The 21,207-nt window shown below is 51.3% G+C and carries 27 protein-coding genes and 1 tRNA gene; 20 read left to right on the top strand and 8 right to left on the bottom strand.

All coding sequences use genetic code 11. From position 1 onward, the window contains the following. Positions 1-24 precede the first annotated feature (24 nt). The gene (locus AAIG26_RS15315; protein ID WP_271069308.1) at positions 25-879 is read left to right on the top strand and encodes a phage antirepressor KilAC domain-containing protein; all 855 of its coding nucleotides are present in this window, start codon (positions 25-27) and stop codon (positions 877-879) included. Between the two features lie 414 nt (positions 880-1,293). On the opposite strand, the gene AAIG26_RS15310 is transcribed toward AAIG26_RS15315, so the two are convergent. Next, complete coding sequence (locus AAIG26_RS15310; protein ID WP_343180898.1) at positions 1,294-1,473, bottom strand: hypothetical protein; 180 nt, start codon at positions 1,471-1,473, stop codon at positions 1,294-1,296. Positions 1,474-1,603: 130 nt separating this feature from the next. On the opposite strand from AAIG26_RS15310, the gene AAIG26_RS15305 reads away from it, so the two are divergent. The 5 genes from AAIG26_RS15305 to AAIG26_RS15285 are packed head-to-tail and all read left to right on the top strand — an operon-like array spanning position 1,604 to position 4,031. Beyond that, positions 1,604-1,801, top strand: a complete 198-nt coding sequence (locus tag AAIG26_RS15305) for a host cell division inhibitor Icd-like protein (protein ID WP_271069310.1) — start codon at positions 1,604-1,606, stop codon at positions 1,799-1,801. After that, a complete protein-coding gene (locus tag AAIG26_RS15300) occupies positions 1,798-1,995 on the top strand; it encodes a hypothetical protein (RefSeq protein WP_271069311.1) in 198 nt (65 codons plus the stop codon). The genes AAIG26_RS15305 and AAIG26_RS15300 overlap by 4 nt, the downstream gene beginning before the upstream one ends. Then, positions 1,988-2,299 carry a hypothetical protein gene (locus AAIG26_RS15295; RefSeq protein ID WP_271069312.1) on the top strand — a complete coding sequence of 104 codons (312 nt, stop codon included), beginning with the start codon at positions 1,988-1,990 and terminating at the stop codon, positions 2,297-2,299. The genes AAIG26_RS15300 and AAIG26_RS15295 overlap by 8 nt, the downstream gene beginning before the upstream one ends. Next, positions 2,296-2,664: a hypothetical protein gene (locus tag AAIG26_RS15290; protein WP_343180897.1), complete on the top strand. Its 369-nt coding sequence runs from the start codon at positions 2,296-2,298 to the stop codon at positions 2,662-2,664. Before AAIG26_RS15295 ends, AAIG26_RS15290 begins: the two co-directional genes overlap by 4 nt. Continuing rightward, on the top strand, positions 2,661-4,031 hold the full coding sequence (locus AAIG26_RS15285) for a helicase RepA family protein (RefSeq protein WP_343180896.1): 1,371 nt from the start codon (positions 2,661-2,663) through the stop codon (positions 4,029-4,031). Before AAIG26_RS15290 ends, AAIG26_RS15285 begins: the two co-directional genes overlap by 4 nt. 235 nt (positions 4,032-4,266) lie before the next feature. On the opposite strand, the gene AAIG26_RS15280 is transcribed toward AAIG26_RS15285, so the two are convergent. Next, positions 4,267-4,800: a hypothetical protein gene (locus AAIG26_RS15280; RefSeq protein ID WP_343180895.1), complete on the bottom strand. Its 534-nt coding sequence runs from the start codon at positions 4,798-4,800 to the stop codon at positions 4,267-4,269. A gap of 248 nt (positions 4,801-5,048) precedes the next feature. Between AAIG26_RS15280 and AAIG26_RS15275 the strand changes: the two genes are divergently transcribed. From AAIG26_RS15275 to AAIG26_RS15220, 12 genes are all read left to right on the top strand, one after another. Continuing rightward, positions 5,049-5,312: a hypothetical protein gene (locus AAIG26_RS15275; RefSeq protein ID WP_222167644.1), complete on the top strand. Its 264-nt coding sequence runs from the start codon at positions 5,049-5,051 to the stop codon at positions 5,310-5,312. Then, the gene (locus tag AAIG26_RS15270) at positions 5,309-5,644 is read left to right on the top strand and encodes a hypothetical protein (protein ID WP_343180894.1); all 336 of its coding nucleotides are present in this window, start codon (positions 5,309-5,311) and stop codon (positions 5,642-5,644) included. Before AAIG26_RS15275 ends, AAIG26_RS15270 begins: the two co-directional genes overlap by 4 nt. Before the next feature lie 211 nt (positions 5,645-5,855). Continuing rightward, a complete protein-coding gene (locus AAIG26_RS15265; protein WP_343180893.1) occupies positions 5,856-7,022 on the top strand; it encodes a phage major capsid protein in 1,167 nt (388 codons plus the stop codon). 51 nt (positions 7,023-7,073) lie between these two features. Next, a complete protein-coding gene (locus tag AAIG26_RS15260) occupies positions 7,074-7,634 on the top strand; it encodes an HK97 family phage prohead protease (RefSeq protein ID WP_343180892.1) in 561 nt (186 codons plus the stop codon). Between the two features lies 1 nt (position 7,635). Continuing rightward, positions 7,636-8,862: a phage portal protein gene (locus AAIG26_RS15255; protein WP_044179436.1), complete on the top strand. Its 1,227-nt coding sequence runs from the start codon at positions 7,636-7,638 to the stop codon at positions 8,860-8,862. Beyond that, positions 8,859-9,197 (top strand): phage head closure protein, encoded by a 339-nt coding sequence (locus AAIG26_RS15250; protein ID WP_032979707.1) that lies wholly within the window; start codon positions 8,859-8,861, stop codon positions 9,195-9,197. Before AAIG26_RS15255 ends, AAIG26_RS15250 begins: the two co-directional genes overlap by 4 nt. After that, a complete protein-coding gene (locus tag AAIG26_RS15245) occupies positions 9,194-9,487 on the top strand; it encodes a head-tail connector protein (protein ID WP_044179441.1) in 294 nt (97 codons plus the stop codon). The genes AAIG26_RS15250 and AAIG26_RS15245 overlap by 4 nt, the downstream gene beginning before the upstream one ends. After that, complete coding sequence (locus AAIG26_RS15240) at positions 9,487-9,930, top strand: HNH endonuclease (RefSeq protein WP_343180891.1); 444 nt, start codon at positions 9,487-9,489, stop codon at positions 9,928-9,930. The genes AAIG26_RS15245 and AAIG26_RS15240 overlap by 1 nt, the downstream gene beginning before the upstream one ends. After that, entirely contained in the window at positions 9,923-10,075 is a 153-nt protein-coding gene (locus AAIG26_RS15235) for a hypothetical protein (protein ID WP_044180648.1), read from the top strand. Before AAIG26_RS15240 ends, AAIG26_RS15235 begins: the two co-directional genes overlap by 8 nt. A 130-nt stretch (positions 10,076-10,205) precedes the next feature. After that, positions 10,206-10,562 carry a phage terminase small subunit P27 family gene (locus AAIG26_RS15230; RefSeq protein WP_123923246.1) on the top strand — a complete coding sequence of 119 codons (357 nt, stop codon included), beginning with the start codon at positions 10,206-10,208 and terminating at the stop codon, positions 10,560-10,562. Beyond that, positions 10,546-12,207, top strand: coding sequence for a terminase large subunit (locus tag AAIG26_RS15225; RefSeq protein WP_343180890.1), 1,662 nt, complete (start codon positions 10,546-10,548; stop codon positions 12,205-12,207). The genes AAIG26_RS15230 and AAIG26_RS15225 overlap by 17 nt, the downstream gene beginning before the upstream one ends. Positions 12,208-12,410: 203 nt before the next feature. After that, complete coding sequence (locus tag AAIG26_RS15220) at positions 12,411-13,310, top strand: DUF3800 domain-containing protein (protein ID WP_343180889.1); 900 nt, start codon at positions 12,411-12,413, stop codon at positions 13,308-13,310. Between the two features lie 44 nt (positions 13,311-13,354). On the opposite strand, the gene AAIG26_RS15215 is transcribed toward AAIG26_RS15220, so the two are convergent. Both AAIG26_RS15215 and AAIG26_RS15210 read right to left on the bottom strand, forming a co-directional pair. Beyond that, on the bottom strand, positions 13,355-14,110 hold the full coding sequence (locus AAIG26_RS15215; RefSeq protein WP_248246112.1) for an abortive infection family protein: 756 nt from the start codon (positions 14,108-14,110) through the stop codon (positions 13,355-13,357). Positions 14,111-14,260: 150 nt separating this feature from the next. Continuing rightward, positions 14,261-14,336 (bottom strand) — tRNA-Ile (locus AAIG26_RS15210). 126 nt (positions 14,337-14,462) lie between these two features. On the opposite strand from AAIG26_RS15210, the gene mug reads away from it, so the two are divergent. Beyond that, on the top strand, positions 14,463-14,969 hold the full coding sequence (mug, locus tag AAIG26_RS15205; protein WP_343180888.1) for a G/U mismatch-specific DNA glycosylase: 507 nt from the start codon (positions 14,463-14,465) through the stop codon (positions 14,967-14,969). A 59-nt stretch (positions 14,970-15,028) separates the two neighbouring features. On the opposite strand, the gene rpoD is transcribed toward mug, so the two are convergent. The 3 genes from rpoD to rpsU all read right to left on the bottom strand — a co-directional run bounded on the left by rpoD (position 15,029) and on the right by rpsU (position 19,156). Beyond that, positions 15,029-16,870: an RNA polymerase sigma factor RpoD gene (gene rpoD / locus AAIG26_RS15200; RefSeq protein WP_020455309.1), complete on the bottom strand. Its 1,842-nt coding sequence runs from the start codon at positions 16,868-16,870 to the stop codon at positions 15,029-15,031. Between the two features lie 156 nt (positions 16,871-17,026). Further along, positions 17,027-18,772, bottom strand: a complete 1,746-nt coding sequence (dnaG, locus tag AAIG26_RS15195; protein WP_343180887.1) for a DNA primase — start codon at positions 18,770-18,772, stop codon at positions 17,027-17,029. A 168-nt stretch (positions 18,773-18,940) separates the two neighbouring features. Beyond that, the gene (gene rpsU / locus AAIG26_RS15190; RefSeq protein WP_001144069.1) at positions 18,941-19,156 is read right to left on the bottom strand and encodes a 30S ribosomal protein S21; all 216 of its coding nucleotides are present in this window, start codon (positions 19,154-19,156) and stop codon (positions 18,941-18,943) included. A 238-nt stretch (positions 19,157-19,394) separates the two neighbouring features. On the opposite strand from rpsU, the gene tsaD reads away from it, so the two are divergent. Beyond that, positions 19,395-20,408 carry a tRNA (adenosine(37)-N6)-threonylcarbamoyltransferase complex transferase subunit TsaD gene (gene tsaD, locus AAIG26_RS15185; RefSeq protein WP_313625838.1) on the top strand — a complete coding sequence of 338 codons (1,014 nt, stop codon included), beginning with the start codon at positions 19,395-19,397 and terminating at the stop codon, positions 20,406-20,408. Between the two features lie 39 nt (positions 20,409-20,447). On the opposite strand, the gene plsY is transcribed toward tsaD, so the two are convergent. Then, positions 20,448-21,071, bottom strand: coding sequence for a glycerol-3-phosphate 1-O-acyltransferase PlsY (gene plsY, locus AAIG26_RS15180; protein WP_020455306.1), 624 nt, complete (start codon positions 21,069-21,071; stop codon positions 20,448-20,450). Between the last annotated feature and the right edge of the window lie 136 nt (positions 21,072-21,207).

The raw sequence follows: 21,207 nt of genomic DNA, 5'->3' as shown, positions 1-21,207 counted from the left end.
ATATAGCGAATTTGGAGCACTGAAATGGTATCGAAAAAAATTACTGCTTTAACTGGCAGTGGACAGACTCACCCCGGAATCAGCCAGAACGATATTTCCGGCAATAACTTTGCTGTGCAAATCCCTGTAGCCATGAGCAATATCGGCGGGAAAGAAATTCAGTCTGTAAGCGGGCGTAAGCTGCATACGTTTCTGGTTATTGGTCGTGACTTCACCAATTGGATTAAAGGACGTATTCAGCAATATGGATTTGTTGAGGGGCTCGATTATGTGATTGTTGAAAATTTGACCTCGCCAAAACGGGCGAGCGCAAAATCTCGGCAGCAGATGGAACATGATTACCTGATAACCATCGATATGGGTAAAGAGCTGGCAATGGTTGAGCGCAATGAAAAAGGGCGGGAGGTGCGCCGCTACTTCATCAACTGTGAACGACAGTCAAAAGCCGCCGCGAATATTCCCAAGACTTTACCAGAAGCCCTGCGCCTTGCTGCCGATCTGGCAGAAAAGGCAAGCGAACTTGAAAACCGACTAGTGGCCGTTGCCCCAAAAGTTGATTTCGCTGATCGCGTGGCAGATATCAGCAAGGGTATTTCCATTCCTAACTATGCCAAAGCTGTAGGGCTTGGCCCGATCAAACTCTTCGAGTGGATGCGACAGAAGGGGATTCTCATCAATGGCGGCCAGCGCCACAACCTGCCTATGCAGCGCTATATCGACAGCGGTTATTTTGCCGTTCGCCAGGGGACGTATGAAACGAATGGCGAGATAAGAGCCTCATTCACGACAATGCTGACGGGGAAGGGAGAGCAGTGGTTAACGCAAAAGCTGAGCGCAGGTGGTGTATTGCCGGAGGTGCCAAATGCTGACACTAAATAAAACAAAGGCAGCTTTGCCGAGCTGCCAATGTCACTACAAAGAACTAAATCAAATCCAGCATACCAGGCGTTGCGCTGGTGGTCAAAGCCTGACCGTTCCTGCAAATACAGGAGCGCTTAACTTCCCCCAATGGGGTGAGTTGTTGGGCATTGAAATTTCAGCCAATCCTAACGTCCTCCATTGGAGGGAGCTAGCCGCCGCCGAAATCTCAGAGATTATTGACTTACACCGCTGGTGGAAGTTAGTGAGTAACCGTGTTGCAAATCTGCAACTCGCTATTTGCACCCGGCAGGGGTATGCGCCATCGGCGCAGACCTACAAAAATTTTGTAACCCCTGCAATCTCCCCAGATTTGGGGCGACTGATTTTTAACCGAGGGCGGAATTCCGCCTACCGTTATCCGGTTATTGGGTATCACCCCTTCGGTTCAATACCGCGCTGCTGTAGCTCTTTGCGAACAATGCGCTTTATCCATGCAGCCAGCGACTCATCACCATCTTGTTGTTGCGCTCTTTCCATCATGTCGCGGAGTTCAGGATCAAGCCTGAATTGGAAAGGGGGGTTACCTCGGCTTACGTTTTTGTGTGTTGACACGTCAATTACACCCGATGTAATGTGTTTATGTGTAATTACACATTACATACACAAAGTGAAAAAAGCAACGCCCCGGAGTGCGGGAACACTACCGAGGCGTCTCACCAAACCGTTAAGTGAGGTAACAGTTATGGCTGACAATCAGTCTACCCAAACTCGCCCTAAATTTACATGGCGTTTTCTCGCCCTCAACCGCCATGACAAGAAGGCCAAGCCCTGCCGCCTGTCTGTTGAGGCTGCAACTGAACGTGAAGCCCGCAGCATTCTGGCGCCACACTTCATCCTTTCTCTGGCTGCCCGCCTGCCAGCGCCGGAGGTGTTTTCATGATCAGGAAAATTGACGACCTCGATTTTGAAGATGAATTCCGCCGGCTGAGTGCACTTTTGACTGCCAGCGCAGAGTTGCATGGTGCAGACCCCGATGAAAATGAGCTCTCCTTCGAGCTTCTGGATAAGGCACTGTTTCGTGTTCGTGAAATTGACCAGGCCTTCCGTGATGAAGGAGGGCGTAAAAATGCGTGATATTTACCATCAGCTTGTAAAGAGTAGCCCTGATTTTAAGCACTTCTCTGATCAGGATTTAGCTGAATCCAGTGATCTCTATGCCGCTGGCGCATTTGCCATCAACAGTGCGCTCACCCTGATTGGCAATCTGGCGTTCGATGCAACTAATGCAGAAGACTACTCTGATGAAGATGCGCGCCGGGATTTGGTACTTGTCAGCCATGCACTACGTCACCTTCCGAGGATGGCTCAGGCTCTGAATCAAAACAGTGATGCTGCGGACTATGTGCGCACCCAGCGTGACAAGGGGAAAAAGTCATGATCAGCAACGTTAAATTCAATGAACTGGAAAAGCGCGTTGATCTGCTGGTGAACCGCGTGGTTGAGCTGGAACAGCATGTCCGCTCACTTACTAACAGCCAGGGGGGTGAGATCCCCCCGGGCATGACACCTGTTGCCACACTGGCGGCCGAGTTCGGCATATCGACTAAAAAGGCCGAGGAACTGGCGAAAAACACCGGTGTGATGCTGGTCAAAATGAGATCCGGTGGTTTCATCGCGCCTGATGAGAAATTCAGGGAAGCTGCCCGGCTGGTGCTGCGCAGCGCCAAACGTAAATACGGGTCGGCCTACTGGTTTCATCCACTGCTTGGCAAGTTCCAGATGAGCGGAGGTATACCGCAATGACGGCTCAACTCGCAGCAGTAGAGACAGTATCTGATGCCCTGTTTACCTGTTCGTATCTGTGGGCGCATGGCCGGAACTACAGCCGCACGGATGCTGATAAAGCGCTCCACCAGCACAAAGACCCGACAACACGCTACGGCAAGCTGGCGGTTAGGTTAAAGCAGATCGTAGAAATGTCGTATGAGGATCTATGTAATGCCGGTTATCTCGATACCGACCGTAAGCAGATGATTATTGCCCGCCGTTCTGTACTGGCGGAGGAAATAGGCGAGGTTGAAATGAATACCTTGCTGGCGGACACGCAGCGTATTCAGCGTGCTTTTCCTGATGCCACTACTGGTGAGCGACGTTCAAAGTTACCTCTTACCCGCGGCTCTGAGGGCTATAACGTCCGGCAGGACTACGTGATCAAGCATATGCTCCCTGCTCAGTCTCTGTGCAGCATATACGGCCCCAGCGGCTCGTATAAGAGCTTCCTCGCAGTGTCATGGGCTTGCCATATTGCCGCCGGTGCTGCCTGGTCTGGCAAGAAAGTTGAGCAAGGTGCGGTGCTGTACGTTGTTGGTGAGGGTGGTGTGGGTGTTCCACGTCGGATCAGGGCATGGGAGCAGGTGCACGGCCAGCAGGTGGACAATCTCTGGCTGGTGAATCGCCCTGTGTTCCCGGTGCGCGAGTCCGAGGTGTCAGAGGTGATTCTTGCCGCAAGGCAGATTGCTGCGGAATGCGGTATGCCGGTTCGCCTGGTGGTGATCGACACGCTGGCCCGCTGTTTCGGTGGAAATGATGAGAACGATGCCCGAGATATGGGGGCTTTTATTGAGGGCTGTGACGTTATCAAACAGAAAACTGGCGCCACGGTGCTGGTGGTACATCACTCCGGTAAGGATGAGGCAAAAGGTGCGCGGGGTTCCAGTTCTTTCCGCGCCGCGCTTGATGCCGAGTATAACGTTAAGCGCGAGGGGGAAGGCCCGGCGCTGATCCTTTCCTGTACAAAGATGAAGGATGCCGAGGAGCCGGAACGCAGGGCGTATGACTTGCGCGCTGCTGAACTGTATACCGATGAAGATGGGGAAATGGTCTGCTCGCTGGTGGTTCGTGATGTGGCCAGAGATGCCAGAGAAATTGATCCAGAACTGGTGGGCGTGGAAAAGCTCAGTGATAACCACATGGCATTGTGGCAGGCCATACGAAGCCGTATTGCCCGCAATGAACCCTGTAACCGGTCAGTCATTCGTGATGACCTCAAGGCGCTGGGAATTAACACCAAGCATTTTACGCGCTGGGTTCAGAAACTTATCGATGCCGGCCTGGTGATACAGGATGGTGATTTGTTATCAGTGCAGTCACTAAGGGAAGTGGGCAATTAAGTGGGGTGCTGGTGGGGAAGGTGGGGAATGTCTCTCACGTTTCCCCACATAGCGCCCATATACAGGGACGAAGTGGGTAAAAGTCGTGAAACCCGCGTCATTACTGGTCTAAGCGGGTATATTTGCAAATACCGATGGGAAGCAAGTGGGGAGCTTGCTAAGTGGGCCGAAAGTGGGAAACACCTCCTCCTGAATACCAAAAGTAAGGAGGTGTATTTAGCCATTTGCCCGCGAGCTAGATCCTTTTAGCACTGATGCCAGAATTTGGCCCTGCAGGCAAACCAAAGGCACTATCAACGCCTTGGCTGGACCTTAGGTCATTGAGAATGTTTTCTGCCGAAAACCTTTGACCAATAATAGCTATTGATGCGGTTCTTGGGTTTTCTGAATGCCTGGCTCTGTATGCTTCGATTTCTCTGCCTCCTTCCGCTAGGACCCGTGCGCATAATCCTCTTACATAGAGACGATTAAATTCGCCCTCTGCTAATGTCTGCGCGGCGGTCACAGGGACGCGTGCTTGCATTAAAGCTTGGCTATTGGGTTTCCTCTTTGTGTAAAACTGTTCTAACAAACCCAGACGTTGGATTTCTCTTTCTAACCAAGCGTCATCATGCCCGATTGATTCTTCAAGTAATTCTGCCCAAATTTGTTTACCGTGTGCTGTTAAGAAGGAACTTCGGTAAAAATTATCGCTTTCCTTATCCAACTGAATTTCCTGAAACATGAATCGTCGTGTTTCATCATCTAAGTCCAGTAAGTTCAATGCCATTTCAAGTCTCCGACTTAAGAAGAATTTTTAGACAGCATGTAAAACCTACTGCTTTTTTCTTGACCATTAGTTGGGTTAAATCAAACTTATATGAAGATCTTATAAATCTAATATTGTGATAGATTTGAATATATGCACCAATTTAATAGATTAATTATTGTACTTGTGCAATCAATCAAGATAAGGGTAAGAATATGTTAGATAAGAACAAAACGTTATGCGGTTAGTGAAGAGACTAAGGGGGATTTATGCCACTGAGCATGCAAGAAATTAAAGAGCACTATGACCAGTATGGGCTTCATGATATGAGCGTCATGCCTACTGCGGAATACCGACAGGCGCTAGCTGATGGAGCACTATTTTGGGCTGATCATCACGATTTCGTACGCAGTACGCTATCAGGGGAAATTTTTGCAACTAACAAAGAACAGCTTGATGCGATGATTGAACACTTAATGGAGTACCGGGACAGGATGCCGACTCCACCAGAATGGTTGAGCGAGGAAAAATGATGCCACATTTCGTTTTAATGATACGAGATGCATTTAATGAATCAGCAAACTATCTTACCTGGTCATTTTATTCTCTTATTACTGCTTATGTATCTATAGCAATGCTTGAGAAAAGTAATTTTAAAAATAAGTTTGATAATTTTTTTAGTAAACTTCTTTTTTTAATTTCAATGCTAATATTTATTCCGAATATATTGTTTATATCTCAGGTTTTTGGGGATAAGTTAGGAAACTTCGCAGGAGTTGCTTCTTTCGTTATTTGTCTTCTTATGTTGATGCTTAATTCAGTTCCCGCAATAACAGGTCTAGTTGACAAGAAAAAAGATTTGTAAATTATTTGTACCCATACATACCTATTGTTACCCCTGCATCTGACAGGGGTTTTCATTATGTTTTTCATGTATATCTTGAAGAGTGGCACTCAGACGTGAGCCGCCACTGTCCACCTGGTTCTTTCCGTTCTGCGACGGTTTCCTCTCCAGGTGGACATCCCTCCAAGCGCTGGTTTCACGTCTCAACGTTAATTGTTACGGAAACCACTCCATGAAGAAATTACTCGAATTACGCCAGCAGAAAGCCTCACTCAAAACCCAGATGCGTTCCATGCTGGAAAAAGCCGACAGTGAGAAACGCAGCCTGAACGATGAAGAGGGTAAACAGTTCGATGAACTCCGCGCCCGGGCTGATGCGCTTGAAGTTGAAATTACCCGCCTTGAGGCCGTCGCCGATGATCAGCGCAATCTGCCAGGTGCCCCCGTTGAAGGTAAAGGCGTGACCAATGATGAGCTGCGCCACTACATAATGACCGGCGATACCCGTTCTCTTTCCACGCTGGTGCAGGCTGACGGCGGCTATACCGTTATCCCTGAGCTGGACAAAGAGATCATGCGCCAGTTGCAGGATGACAGCGTTATGCGCTCTATCGCCACGGTGAAGACCACCAAAACCAACGAATACCAGAAACTGGTGTCAGTGGGTGGTACTACCGTTAAACGCGGTACCGAAGGCGAAGCGCGTACCGAAACCAGCACACCGAAGATGGAGCGCGTTGATATCAAACTCAACCCGATCTACGCCTACCCGAAAACCACGCAGGAGATCCTCGACTTCTCTGAGGTGGATATTCTGGGCTGGCTGTCTTCCGAAATCACTGACACCTTCACCGCTACCGAAGAGAGCGACTTTGTGAACGGCGACGGTGATAAAAAATCCAGAGGGTTCCTGTCCTATCCGCGCGCAGCCACCAGCGATAAAACCCGTCCGTTCGGCACGCTGGAGAAGATGGAAGCTGCTGCCGTTTCCTCTGATGGTCTGATCGACCTGCTGTACAAGCTGAAAGCCAAATACCGCAAAAATGCCGTATGGGTGATGAACTCCAACACCGCCGCCACGCTGCAAAAGCTGAAAAACGGCAACGGCGATTACATCTGGCGTGATCGTCTTGTCGCTGACTCCCCTGATACCCTGCTGGGCCGTCCGGTTCAGTATCTGGAAACCATGCCTGATGCGGCTGCGGGTGAAGCGTTCCTGGCAGTCGGCGACTTCAAGCGCGGTTACTTCATCGTGGATCACACCACTGGCGTGCGTACCCGTCCCGACAACATCACCGAACCCGGTTTCTACAAGGTGCACACCGATAAATACCTGGGCGGCGGTGTGGTGGACTCCAGTGCCATCAAGGTGCTTGAGCTTTCCGGCTCCGGTTCCTGATCTGACGTTTAAGGGGCTTCGGCCCCTTTTTGCCCTTTGTGGAGTCCAGTAATGAAAACAATCGATTTTGAAATACGCACCTCCGAACTGAGCGCCAGCAACAAAAAGCTGGTGGGGTATGCGGTGCGCTGGAACAGCCTGTCAGAAGTGATCTGGGATGAGTTCCGCGAGCAGTTCGCGCCGGGAGCGTTTAAGGACAGCCTGGCTTCCGGTAGCGATGTGCGTGCGCTGTACGAGCATAACTATACCCAACTGCTGGGGCGTACCAAATCCGGCACGCTGGTACTGTCCGAAGATGATACCGGGCTGCGCTTCGAGCTGACGCCACCAGACACTCAGCTTGGTAATGATGTGCTGGCGCTGGTGGAGCGTGGAGATATTTCCGGCATGAGCTTTGGTTTCCGGGCACTGAAAGATGCGTGGGATGTCGGCCAGTCTCCTTACCTGCGTACCGTGACCGCTGCCGAACTGCGGGAAATCACCGTTACCTCAATGCCTGCTTACCCTGAATCCGGCGTGGAAATCGCGCACCGTTCGCTTTTCTCCCAGCATCCTGAACTTATGCGCACTGGTGATAACCGTCGCCGCTGGGCTGACTTGGCGGGGCTGTGATATGTGGAATATCTGGCCTTTTGGCCGCAAAACAGATCAGCGCAGCCTGACCATTGATGAGTTTCTGGCGATGGCAGGGATTCCAAATACCGGATCAGGCGAATATGTGTCTGCGGGTACTGCGGAATCCCTGCCGGCGGTAATGAATGCCGTGGCGGTTATCAGCGAGGCGGTGGCAACCATGCCCTGCTATCTGTACCGGGTGCGCAACGATAACGGGCGCGAGGCGCGGGAATGGCTGAGCAATCACCCGGTCGATTTTCTCCTGAATGAGCAGCCGAACGACTGCCAGACACCTTACCAGTTCAAGCGCACGATGATGCGCCACTGTCTGCTGAACGGTAACGCCTATGCGGTGATCCAGTGGGGCCGAGACGGCCAGCCGCAGTCCCTGCATCCGTATGCGCCGGGTGCAGTGGTGCCTGAGCGTATCGGCGAGCATAAGTACAAATACACCATCACTGAACCGTTTACCGGGGTAGTACGTACCTACCTGCAGGAAGAGATTCTGCACCTGCGTTACTCGACCGATGATGGTTTTCTGGGGCGCTCGCCGATCACCATCTGCCGTGAGGCGCTGGGGTTAGGTCTGGCCCAGCAGCGCCACGGCGCCAGCATTATGAAAGACGGCATGATGGCGGCGGGTATCGTGAAGGCTAAAGAATGGCTCGACAGCACTAACGGCAAGAAAGCGCTGGATGCGCTGGAGCGTTACAAAGGTGCCAGAAATGCCGGTAAAACGCCGATCCTTGAAGGTGGCATGGAATACGAGCAGCTTGGCATGAGCAATCAGGATGCCGAGTGGCTGGCCTCCCGCCGGTTCTCTATTGAAGACATTGCCCGCATGTTCAACGTGTCGCCCATCTTTCTGCAGGAATACAGCAACAGCACCTACAGCAACTTCAGTGAGGCGAGCCGCGCCTTTCTCACCATGACAATGCGCCCCTGGCTGGCCAACTTCGAGCAGCAGATTAAATCCGCGCTGCTGGTGGCATCACCTGTACCGGGCATCCGCTATCAGGTGGAATTCGACTCTGCCGATCTCCTTCGTGCCACCCCTACCGACCGTTACGCCACTTATGAGCGCGGGATCAAGAACGGGATTATTAACCCGAACGAAGCGCGAGAAAAAGAGGGGATGCCGCCGCGTGAAGGTGGCGACGAATACAGCCAGGCATGGAAACAGGAAGTGAAGATCAGCAATGACAACAAGGAAGGTGACGAATGAGAGCCGGAGGACTGAGAAATCGCGTCACTATCCGCACTTTCACTTCATCGAGAACACCTTCCGGGCAGGTTATTCAGGTATGGGAAGACGGGGAAACTATCTGGGCTGAGGTAAAGGGAATCAGCGGTCGGGAATTAATGGCGTCAGGTGCTGAGCTTGCCGAAGCGACAATCCGCGTGTGGGTGCGTTTTCGCCGTGATATCACGGCCGCCAGTCGTCTGAAAGTACTCACTGGTCCATTTGCTGGCAGCACTCTCAATATTATCGGGCCTCCTGTACCTGATGCGGAAGGTACGCGGCTAGAAATTCTCTGTAAGACAGGAACGGAAAAATGACAGCAGAAATCACACTTGAAGAAGCAAAGCTGCATTGCCGTATTGATGATGATTACGAAGACACTCTGATACAGGCGTATATAGAAGCGGCGCTGGAAGTTTGCCAGAAGCATATCGGCAAGCGATTTGATAACGGTCTGGAGTTTACCCCCGCGATCAGGATTGGCTGCCTGATGTACGTCTCTCAGTTGTATGAGTACCGCACAATGATTGGTGATACCGACGCCAGAGAGATACCGATGGCGGTCTCTGCTTTGTGGTCTGTCTATCGTGATGTGGGGGTGTACTGATGCCGTGGCAACCACTACGCCGGTGCACCGAGCCGGGATGCAATAAGCTGGTGAAGTCCGGCAAATGCGATGAGCACAAGCGGGAAGCGTGGCGGGCAGAGGATGCCCGACGCGGCCACCGTCGCGCCCGCGGTTATTCAGCTTCATGGGAGAAGTACCGCGCTCAGTATCTGAAACGTCATCCCCTGTGCGTTGAGTGCCAGAAGCTGGGCCTCTACGTACCTGCAAAGATTGTCGATCACATCATCCCTGTCGACGGCGGTAATGATGTTCTGTTCTGGCCTGAGTGGAATCACCAGCCGTTATGCCAGACGCATCATAACCAGAAGACCACACAGCAAGACCCCATCACCAAAGTGCAGCGCAAAGCAGGTCTTTACCGCGAGCAGGAAGAGCGTGCAGCACAACGTAATGACTGGATGTATGAGGCACGCGATGAATGAGAAAGACGTGGTGAATCTGTACCGATCATTGATGCGCTGCCGTGATGGCTTCATGAAGGGCCGTGTTAGACGCGATGAGGGACAGCCCGTGAAGCGTATGAGTGAGCGTGATCGGGAGGTGATGGAATGTTTCCGCAACCGCTGAAGGGCCGCGTGGACGGGGTGGGGGAGGTTTTCAGGACAAAACCCCGGGTGCCAGGCACCGCCCGCCCCCTCAAATTTTTACGCACGGTGATTTTTTTGAAAATAAAACGCGATGGAAACGAGAAATTTTTATGGCAAGACCACCAAAACCGCCGACTTACCTTGATGAGTTAGCTGCGCAGCAGTGGAAAGCGAAGGCGAAGCAACTGGCGGAGCGCGGGGATCTGACGCCCGCCGACTGGAACAACCTTGAGCTTTTTTGCGTCAACTATTCGATGTACCGCAAAGCAGTGGAAGACCTTGCCAGCCGTGGATTCAGCATTGTTAACAGCCAGGGCGGCGAGAGCCGGAATCCGGCGCTGAGCGCAAAGGCCGATGCGGAAAAAATCATGATTAAAATGTCGTCGCTGCTGGGCTTTGATCCGGTAAGCCGCCGCCGGAACCCGGTGGAAACGGAAGAGGAAGACGAGCTTGACCGTCTGGAATGAGTACGCAAACGCGATAAGAACGGGTGAAATTCCGGCCTGTAAGCGTGTAAAACAGGCCGCGGAAAGGTACTTTTCAGACCTGAATGACCCTCGTTATGTATTCGATACGGCGACCGTAGAGCGGTTTATTGCGTTCTCGCGGCTCTGTCCACACGTCAAAGGCCCGCTTCGGGGCCAGCCAATCGAGCTGGAGCCGTGGCAGCAGTTCGCCTTTGCTAACCTGCTGGGCTTTAAAGTCAGGGAGTCAGGCCGCCGGAAATACAGCAGCGCTTTTATTGAAGTGCCGCGAAAGAACGCCAAATCCACCGTGGCCGCCATGCTGGCTAACTGGTTTCTGGTTATGGAAAAGGGCCAGCAGGATATCTACACGGCGGCGGTAAGCCGGGATCAGGCCCGTATTGTGTTCGACGATGCCCGCCAGATGTGCCTGCTCTCAAAGCCGCTGAAAAAGCGCGTCAGTATTCAGGCGCACAAGGTCATTTACCCAAAGAGCAACAGCCTGTTAAAGCCGCTGGCGGCAAAAGCGGCCACCATTGAAGGGACTAACCCCAGCCTGGCGATTGTCGATGAGTACCACCTTCACCCGGATAACGGCGTTTATTCCGCGCTTGAGCTGGGTATGGGCGCACGCCCGGAGGCGATTTTGTTCGCCATCACTACCGCCGGGAGTAACGTAGTCTCGGCCTGTAAGCAGCATTATGACTACTGCTGCCAGATTCTGGCCGGGGAAGAGAGCAACGATTCGCTGTTTGTCCTGATCTACGAGCTGGACGACGAAAGCGAGGTTGAGCAGCCGGAAATGTGGATCAAGGCTAACCCCAACCTGCATGTGTCCGTTGATGCGGCGAAACTGGAGTCCACCATCCAGAAAGCGCGGGGCATACCGTCGCAATGGGTGGAAATGCTGACCAAGCGTTTCAATATCTGGTGCCAGGGCTCCACGCCGTGGATGGGTGCCGGTGCATGGGATGCCTGTTCGCTCGACTATACCGAAGACGAGCTGGCCGGAATGGAGTGCTACGCCGGGTTTGACCTGTCCTCAACCAGCGACATTACCAGCGTGAGTTACGCTTTCCCGTTCGACAGGGAGATCCGACTCCTGACCCGCCATTATCTGCCGGAAGCGCAGTTGCTTAACGTCGCCAACAAAAACCGCGCCATCTACCGCCAGTGGGTGAAAGCGGGCTGGATACGCACCACGTCAGGCGACTGCATCGACTATGACCGCATCCGTGACGATATCCTGCGCGACGCTGAAACCTTCAATATCCGGCTGGTGGGATTCGATACGTGGAACGCCACACACCTGCGCACCCAGCTACAGGGAGCGGGCCTCGATGTGGAGCCGTTTCCGCAAACCTATCTCAGGTTCAGCCCGGTAGCGAAATCCTTTGAGGTCTTCGTTAACCGCAGGGTGGTGCGCCATCGCGGCGATCCAGTTCTGGCCTGGGCGATTGGAAATGTGGTGATGGAGTCTGACGCCAACGCCAATATCAAGCCCAACAAAAAAAAATCTTCCAACAAGATCGACCCGGCTGTGTCTGCGCTAATGGCGTTCGGCACATTCCAGGCCGAGCATGAGGATTTTGCATTTGATATGAGTCATCAGCATAAGGAACGGCTCTCGAGATTCATTGGCATCTAGTGATGAGATGCAACGAAAGATGTCGATACGAAACGGTAGATTAACTCTTTTTTTGAAGTTAGTATCATTTCTAACAGGCGAATCAGGCCAATAAGATTTGCTAGACTTCCGTCGTATTAACGTCTAGTATAGGTACAAGAACCCTGACTCCCGAGCTTCATGTTGTACGACATGCGGCGCTCTTAAGGAGGCAGGGTTTTTTTTTGGAGAAAAAAGTGGCCAAATATCAGATATTTGCAGATGAAGCTTGGACTCACAGCACTCCCCCCCCAAATAGGTATCATTGCTTTTTTGGTGGGATCTTAGGATCTGAGTCTGACGTTGATAGATTACAGACAGCCCTTACGAAAATTAAATTGAGACACAACATAACCCAAGAAGTCAAATGGTCGAATGTGTCTTTAAAAAATAAAGACTATTATAAAGAATTAATTGACTGTTTAAAGTTTCATGTTTTAAATCATGACATTAAATATCGCCAAATGTTTCGTGACAGAGCTTATCATCATGATGCTGAACCTGACGAGACCGAACTGGATATACAGTTCAAGCTTTATTATCAATACATAAAATACATGTTTGGTTGTAAACATATTCCTGTAGACACCCAAGGCAGCAGTATTCTTGTCAGGCTTGATGGGCATTCAAGCGAAAAGCATAAAACTAGGCTGAAAGATTTTCTTGAAAATTTGCCAAAAATGTGGGATCGACCTGATATCACGCTCAATGTGACATATGAAAATAGTGCAAATTCTATTCGCTTGCAGGTGTGCGATCTCATGATGGGAGCTGCTGGTTACTATGGTAATAAATTCCATTTGCGTAGGCCAAATGGGAAAAGGGGTATGACTGGCAAGCAAAAGCTAAAATTAGAAATGGCTAAGTATATCTATGAAACAATAAAAGATATTGATGCACAAACAAGAGGGTCTAAAGCATTTAATTGGTTTGAATCAACTGGTATTAGTGGTGATTCGAAAAACCATTTTGCCCATAAGCTGCGCATTTGGAAATTTATTCCTTCTGTACATCGAATCAATAAAGGTTGGCAGAATGACAACTTAGATAAAGAAGGTCGATTTGTTAAGGATCTGTTTGAGTGATTTCATATGGATGGTCGGTTTGACCGGCCTCCTAATTTACCTTTCTAATTTTTTTTCATATTTTTCCATGTTTGGATTAAGAAAATAGAAACGCTACCAGCTAGATTTACAGCTAAAAGCGCATGGCGATCAGATGGCTTGACTGGTTTCTTACCCTGCCCGTGAGAGTCTCCAAACTTATTTCGCAAAGTGCCTAGTCCATTAACTACAGAAGAACAACCTTTAAGAATCTGTTTAAATATTTGCTCTGAATGCTGGTCTGGAGCAAGCTTTAGTTCTTTTGCTACAAGTTTATACAGTTCACTCATATCAAAATTTCTGTCATATGAAACGTTAATGTCATCCAGGATATGTTTACATACAGTCTCTAATAATGTCCGCGATGAGGTAATTGCGCCTTCCGGATCTGTTAGTCGCCTGTCTAATGCTTTAGCCCAAGCTTCATTCACTCCTGCTTCATCATAGCTCCTTAATCCTTCAGTAATAAAGGTATCTGCAGGAAATGTGTTTTTTCCTTCTAGATGATCTAAGAGAGGCTGAAACTCAGCCCATATCATCTCCCGTCTTTGGGCATAACCTTCTATTTTTTTTATATGTTGCCAAAACTGGCTAAGTGATCGGCATGTCCGAATGAATTGGGGAAGGAGGTCAGAAATGGAGGTCAAGTTAAGAAAGTGGTGTCGAAGCTGCTTATAAGCAAACTCATCATCACCCTTACCTGTTGCTCTATCTAAAAGGGTGTTCTGTAAGGCTAGAGCGCGCTCTAAATCATCGCGTAAAGTTTCAAGTAAGCTATCCATGAAGATCACCAAAGCTTAGATTTTCGATCTTGTAGGTAAGGATACCTGTTGGATTTACTCACTAATACTTGACTCAGGTATCCTATAGGTATCCTATAGGTATCCTAGGAAAAGCCAAAAACTACGGATTTAATGTAACTCATTGAAATTTGGTGGCCCCTGTTGGGTTTGAACCAACGACCAAGCGATTATGAGTCGCCTGCTCTAACCACTGAGCTAAGGGGCCGTGGCGGGGAATTATAAAGTAACTTACCCCTGCAATCCAGCAGGAATCACCTGGCTGATGTTTTTATAAACAACGCGTTTTCAATCTCTTATACTGGAGTTTATCGCTTTTGTTCGGGAGTTAAGCATGATCCACGATATTCTGGCGCCGGGACTGCGGGTGGTGTTTTGTGGCATCAATCCGGGTAAATCATCTGCCCATACCGGTTTCCATTTTGCTCATCCGGGGAATCGTTTCTGGAAAGTTATCCATCAGGCCGGTTTTACCGACCAGCAACTGCGCCCCGAAGATGAGCGGCATCTGCTGGATACCCGCTGTGGCATCACTATGCTGGTTGAGCGCCCAACAGTGCAGGCCACGGAAGTCGGGTTGCATGAGCTGCGGAACGGCGGCAGGGAACTGGTCAAGAAAATTGAGGATTATCAGCCCGCCGCGCTGGCGGTGTTAGGAAAGCAAGCCTTTGAGCAGGCGTTTAGCATACGCGGTGCGAACTGGGGTAAGCAAAATATGACGATCGGCGTGACGCAGGTCTGGGTGCTGCCAAACCCCAGTGGGCTTAATCGTGCAACGCTGGATAAGCTGGTGGAAGCGTATCGTGAACTGGACGAGGCACTGGTGACGCGCGGGCTGTAACGGCAACTAGCGGGCAAAAAAAAGCTCCCGTGCGGGAGCTTTTTTTATCGCCTGACGAATTAATCGTCGAGGAAGCTACGCAGCACTTCAGAACGGCTCGGATGGCGCAGTTTACGCAGCGCTTTCGCTTCGATCTGACGGATACGTTCGCGGGTCACGTCAAACTGTTTACCCACTTCTTCCAGCGTGTGGTCGGTGTTCATATCGATACCGAAACGCATACGCAGAACTTTCGCTTCACGGGCGGTCAAGCCAGCCAGAACGTCGTGCGTTGCGGCGCGCAGACTTTCAGTGGTTGCAGAGTCCAGCGGCAGCTCGAGGGTGGTATCCTCAATGAAATCACCCAGATGCGAATCTTCATCATCACCGATTGGTGTTTCCATGGAGATAGGCTCTTTCGCGATTTTCAGCACCTTACGGATCTTATCTTCCGGCATCAGCATACGCTCAGCCAGCTCTTCCGGCGTGGGTTCACGGCCCATTTCCTGCAGCATCTGGCGGGAGATACGGTTGAGCTTGTTGATAGTCTCAATCATATGCACCGGAATACGAATGGTGCGCGCCTGATCCGCGATAGAACGGGTGATCGCCTGACGGATCCACCAGGTTGCGTAGGTGGAGAATTTGTAACCACGGCGGTATTCGAACTTATCAACCGCTTTCATCAGACCGATGTTGCCTTCCTGAATCAGATCGAGGAACTGCAGACCGCGGTTGGTGTATTTCTTGGCGATAGAAATAACCAGACGCAAGTTCGCTTCCACCATCTCTTTCTTCGCACGACGCGCTTTCGCTTCGCCGATAGACATACGACGGTTGATGTCTTTTACCTGCTCAATGGTCAGGCCGGTTTCTTCTTCAATCTGTTGCAGTTTCATCAGGCTGCGTTGAACTTCTTCTGCCACTTCATGCAGTTTTTCCGACCACGGTTTGTTCATGGCCAGCGCAGCGTTGAACCAGGTTTCGTTGGTTTCGTTGCCGGTGAACAGCGTAATGAAGTTTTTCTTCGGCATTTTGCACTGTTCAACACACAGTTTCATGATGATGCGTTCCTGGGTACGTACGCGATCCATCATGACTCGCATGCTGTTGACCAGGTAATCGAACTGTTTTGGCACCAGACGGAACTGTTTGAACACTTCAGACAACTTCAGGATCTCTTCCTGCGCGGCAACGTGGCTGCGTCCTTTGGCTTTGATAGTGTCGCGAGTCAGTTCGTACTGGGTACGTAGCTCAGCGAATTTTTCACGCGCCAGTTCAGGATCGATGCTGTTGTCATCATCGCTGTCGTCGTCTTCTTCATCTTCTTCGTCTTCATCATCATCCATCTCTTCGCTGGAGAGTTCAGAACCGACGTGGGTCGCGGTTGGCGCCATGTCTTCTTCAGCGTTTGGATCGACAAAGCCGGTGATTAAATCAGAGAGGCGAGCCTGTTCAGCTTCAACGCGATCATACTGCTCCAGCAGATAGGTGATCGCTTCCGGGTATTCGGCAACGGAGCACTGAACCTGGTTGATGCCGTCTTCGATGCGTTTAGCGATGTCGATTTCGCCTTCGCGGGTCAGCAGCTCAACGGTGCCCATTTCGCGCATGTACATGCGCACCGGGTCAGTGGTTCGCCCGATTTCAGATTCAACGCTGGAAAGCACTTGTGCGGCGGCTTCTTCCGCATCTTCGTCAGTGTTGTTGGAGTTTTCGGCCAGCAACAGATCATCGGCGTCCGGTGCTTCTTCCATCACCTGGATGCCCATGTCGTTGATCATTTGGATGATGTCTTCGATCTGATCGGAGTCGACGATATCTTCCGGCAGATGGTCATTGACCTCGGCATAGGTCAGATAGCCTTGCTCCTTACCACGGGTGACAAGAAGCTTCAGCTGTGACTGCGGGTTTTGCTCCATAAGACGGTATCCACACTTAATTCATGAGGGTTGGTGTCGGTCGGCGAAATAAACCGCCAACATTTAACGCGAGGGTGTATTTATATTTTTGCCGCTGGCCCTCATCGCGGCTGTCGGGATCTTCCCGATCGGTTATCGGCACTTAAGCCGTTGAATTCACTTTTTTGCCAGTTCCTGGTTCAATTGCCAGAGTTCCCGGCGTTCTTCGCTGCTTAAACCATGTGTGCGGTCACGAGCTATTAACTCTTCTTGCCGCCGTTCAAGCATCGAATCAAACATATGATTGAGCGCGTCGGTGAACGTTTTTTCAGCGATGTCTTTATCTGCTATATCGTCCCACATCGACAGTTTTTCAAGGGTTGTGGCCTCTTTTGTGCCGCGATAGTGCTCAAGTAACTGGCCAGTAGTCAGGCCAGGCTGTGACAAACAAGTGTTGACCAGTTCTGTAAATAAGCCAAGCCCGGCAAGCCTTGAGTGATCCAAACCCTCTAACGGCGGCACCTTCGGAGCCAGTTCCGGGTTCTGGATCAATAACCCTATCAGTATACGCATGGTTGTGCGTTTTAGCTGCGGAGCGGGGCGCGGCGTTGCGCTTTCCACCTGTTTTGGCATTAATCGATCAAGTTGCGCATCGTCGAATATGCCAATTTTATTCCCCAACAGCTGGCGCAACTGGATGCGTAGCGTTTCGCCCGGCACCTGGTTGATTAACGGCAGCGCTAATGCGGCAAGCTGCGTTGTACCATCCGGTGTGGTTAAATCCGCCTGCGGCAACAGGCTGTTGAACAGAAACGTGGAGAGCGGCAGTGCCTGCTCCATCCGCGCTTCGAACGCCTCTTTGCCCTCTTTACGCACCAGCGTGTCCGGATCTTCGCCATCCGGTAAAAACATAAAACGCAGCTGACGGCCATCGCTCATATAAGGCAGCGCGGTTTCCAGCGCTCGCCATGCGGCATCACGGCCAGCACGGTCACCGTCGTAACAACAGATAACATTTTTAGTTACGCGAAAAAGTAACTGAATATGATCCGCCGTTGTTGACGTTCCAAGCGACGCCACCGCATAGTTGATGCCGTATTGCGCCAGCGCCACCACGTCCATATAGCCTTCGACGACTAGCAGTCGCTGAGGCTCGTCATTGTCCTGCTGCGCTTCATAAAGGCCATACAGCTGACGGCCCTTATGGAAAATATCTGTTTCCGGGGAGTTCAGGTACTTAGGCGTATCGTTACCCAGAACGCGCCCACCAAAACCAATCACCCGGCCACGTTTGTCACGAATGGGAAACATGACCCGTTCGCGGAAACGATCGTAACTGCGTCCCTGATCGTTTGTGACCAGCATGCCCGCATCAATCAATGATTTACGGTTTTCGCTATTGCCGCCAAAACGCTTTAATACGTTGTCCCAGCCGGGTGGCGCGTAACCAATGGCGAACCGCTCAATGATTTCGCTGCTCAAACCGCGTCTGGACAGATACTGGCGTGCAGGCTCTGCGGCAGGTTGTGTCAACGATTGCTGATAAAACGCGTTTAGCCCATCCATTAATTGATAGAGCGTTTGCCGTTGATGGCGCTCTATCAGGCTGGGTCCACTGCCTGCTTCAAATGGCACGTCAAGGTTGTGCAATGCCGCCAGTTCTTCGACGCTTTCGACAAACTCGAGCTTGTCGTAGTTCATCAGGAAGTCGAGGGCGTTGCCATGCGCGCCGCAGCCAAAGCAGTGGTAAAACTGTTTTTCACCGTTCACGGTGAAAGAGGGCGTTTTTTCGTTATGGAAAGGACAACACGCGTGATAGTTCTTGCCCTGCTTTTTCAGCTTTACACGCGCGTCGATGAGATCGACGATGTCGGTGCGCGCCAGCAGGTCATTAATAAAGACACGTGGAATTCGTCCAGCCATAAGCCCCGTTTTGATCTTTTATAGCCGTTGTTTTCCGGGCCAACATAATGCGACCGAAATCCGCAGGTTATATCAGGTTATAAACGAAAATAAGCCGCGCATTCCTTTCGGAAGCACGGCCTTACAACTACAACTCGGTCTAAACGAAAGGGCGCTTGCCCTGACAGATTAGTACAGACGAGTACGGCGTGCGTTTTCGCGAGCCAGTTTCTTCGCGTGACGTTTCACTGCGGATGCTTTAGCGCGTTTACGTTCGGTAGTCGGTTTTTCATAGAACTCACGACGACGAACTTCCGCCAGAACACCTGCTTTCTCGCAGGAACGTTTGAAGCGACGCAGAGCTACGTCGAACGGCTCGTTTTCACGTACTTTAATTACCGGCATGTGCCTCTCACCTTTGATTAATTCGGTTTGCCGCTGGCGTTCACGCCAGCTTATTTCAAAATGGTGCGGAATTTTACTGCAAGTGCTGCTGCTTTGTAAAGCACCGCCGCCCTTTTTGAAAGGGGACTTTTGTAAGGGTGAGGAGTATACACGAACTCCGCTGCAGGAGTGAGCAAAGTTTTACTTCGACCCGCATTCGCCCTACACTGCGCGCTATTGCAAAGAGGTAAACAGAGTCATGCGCATACTGGGCATTGAAACATCCTGCGATGAAACCGGCATCGCAATCTATGACGATCAACAAGGGCTGTTAGCCAACCAACTGTATAGTCAGGTAAAACTTCACGCCGATTACGGCGGTGTTGTGCCAGAGCTGGCTTCGCGCGATCACGTGCGTAAAACCGTACCGCTGATTCAGGCCGCGTTGAAAGAGTCCGGATTAACTGCGAAAGATATCGATGCAGTGGCTTACACCGCAGGGCCTGGTCTTGTCGGTGCGCTGCTGGTTGGCGCGACGGTTGGTCGTTCGCTCGCTTTCGCCTGGAACGTTCCCGCCATCCCGGTTCACCATATGGAAGGGCACTTGCTGGCGCCAATGCTGGAAGAGAATCCACCGGCGTTTCCATTCGTTGCGCTGCTGGTTTCCGGTGGGCATACGCAGCTTATCAGCGTAACCGGCATCGGACATTATGAGCTGCTTGGTGAGTCGATTGATGATGCCGCCGGGGAAGCTTTTGATAAAACGGCTAAGCTGCTGGGGCTTGATTACCCGGGCGGGCCGATGCTCTCAAAACTGGCGGCTCAGGGCACGGAAGGCCGTTTTGTTTTCCCGCGTCCGATGACCGATCGTCCGGGGCTGGATTTTAGCTTCTCCGGTCTGAAAACTTTCGCGGCGAACACCATTCGTAACAACGGTTCTGACGATCAAACCCGCGCCGATATTGCGCGTGCGTTTGAAGACGCCGTAGTCGATACGCTGATGATCAAATGCAAGCGTGCGCTGGATCAAACCGGTTTTACGCGTCTGGTTATGGCCGGTGGCGTGAGCGCTAACCGTACGCTGCGCGCGAAACTGGCGGAAATGATGCACAAGCGTCGTGGCGAAGTATTCTATGCACGCCCGGAGTTTTGCACCGATAACGGCGCGATGATCGCCTATGCGGGAATGGTGCGTCTGAAAGCGGGTAATGATGCAGGGCTGGGTGTGACTGTGCGTCCACGCTGGCCACTGGCGGAGTTGCCTGCGGCGTAAACCGTGATGGCCCGGTAGCACACTGTGCGCCGGGCGATATTATGACGCTTTTCCTTTCTCTTCTTTTTTCTTCTTCAGCTTCGACCAGATTTTGCCTTCCTGATGTCGCCACAGGCGCTGAATATTGTCGTGATGGCGTAGCAGGATCAGGCAGGACAGCATCGCGACCGGGAAAGTGAACTGCGGTTTGAACCACCAGACGTAAAATGGCGCGATCAACGCGCTGACAATCGCCCCCAACGATGAATAGCCGCTCAGCAGTACTGTTAACAGCCAGGTTCCCGCCATCACGCCCGTTAAATCCCAGCCGATAGGTGCGATAGCGCCGAATGCCGTCGCCACGCCTTTACCGCCTTGAAACTTAAAGAAAACCGGCCAGATATGACCCAGACAGGCGGCAATCGCGATAAGGCCGAGCCAGAACGGCGTGACGCCAAGCGCATACGCGCCCCACACTGGCAGCATGCCTTTTAAGACATCAAAAATCAGTACCGTTAGCGCGGCACCTTTGCCACCAATGCGTAATACGTTGGTCGCTCCGGGATTACCGGAGCCACTCTCGCGCGGATCGGGCAGACCGGCGATGCGGCAGACCAGAATGGCGCTGGAAATAGAGCCACAAAGGTATGCAAGGAGAATCATCCCAGGCGCGATTGCACTCATAACGCTGTTCCGTTGTGAAAATGTCGTTTTATTCTCTGCATCCATGGATAATACGCATAAATGATGGAAAGTGGTATCCAGGTTTTGCGCAAAATCTGACAGGCAGCCAATAAAGATGCGGCCTGGCGGCGGCAAT

Origin of the sequence: Kosakonia sp. PSU_27 (assembly GCF_039409795.1) — a bacterium.
Taxonomy (GTDB): domain Bacteria; phylum Pseudomonadota; class Gammaproteobacteria; order Enterobacterales; family Enterobacteriaceae; genus Kosakonia.
The sequence above is the reverse complement of the archived record's forward strand: the minus strand, read 5'-3'. Positions and strand labels throughout refer to the sequence as shown.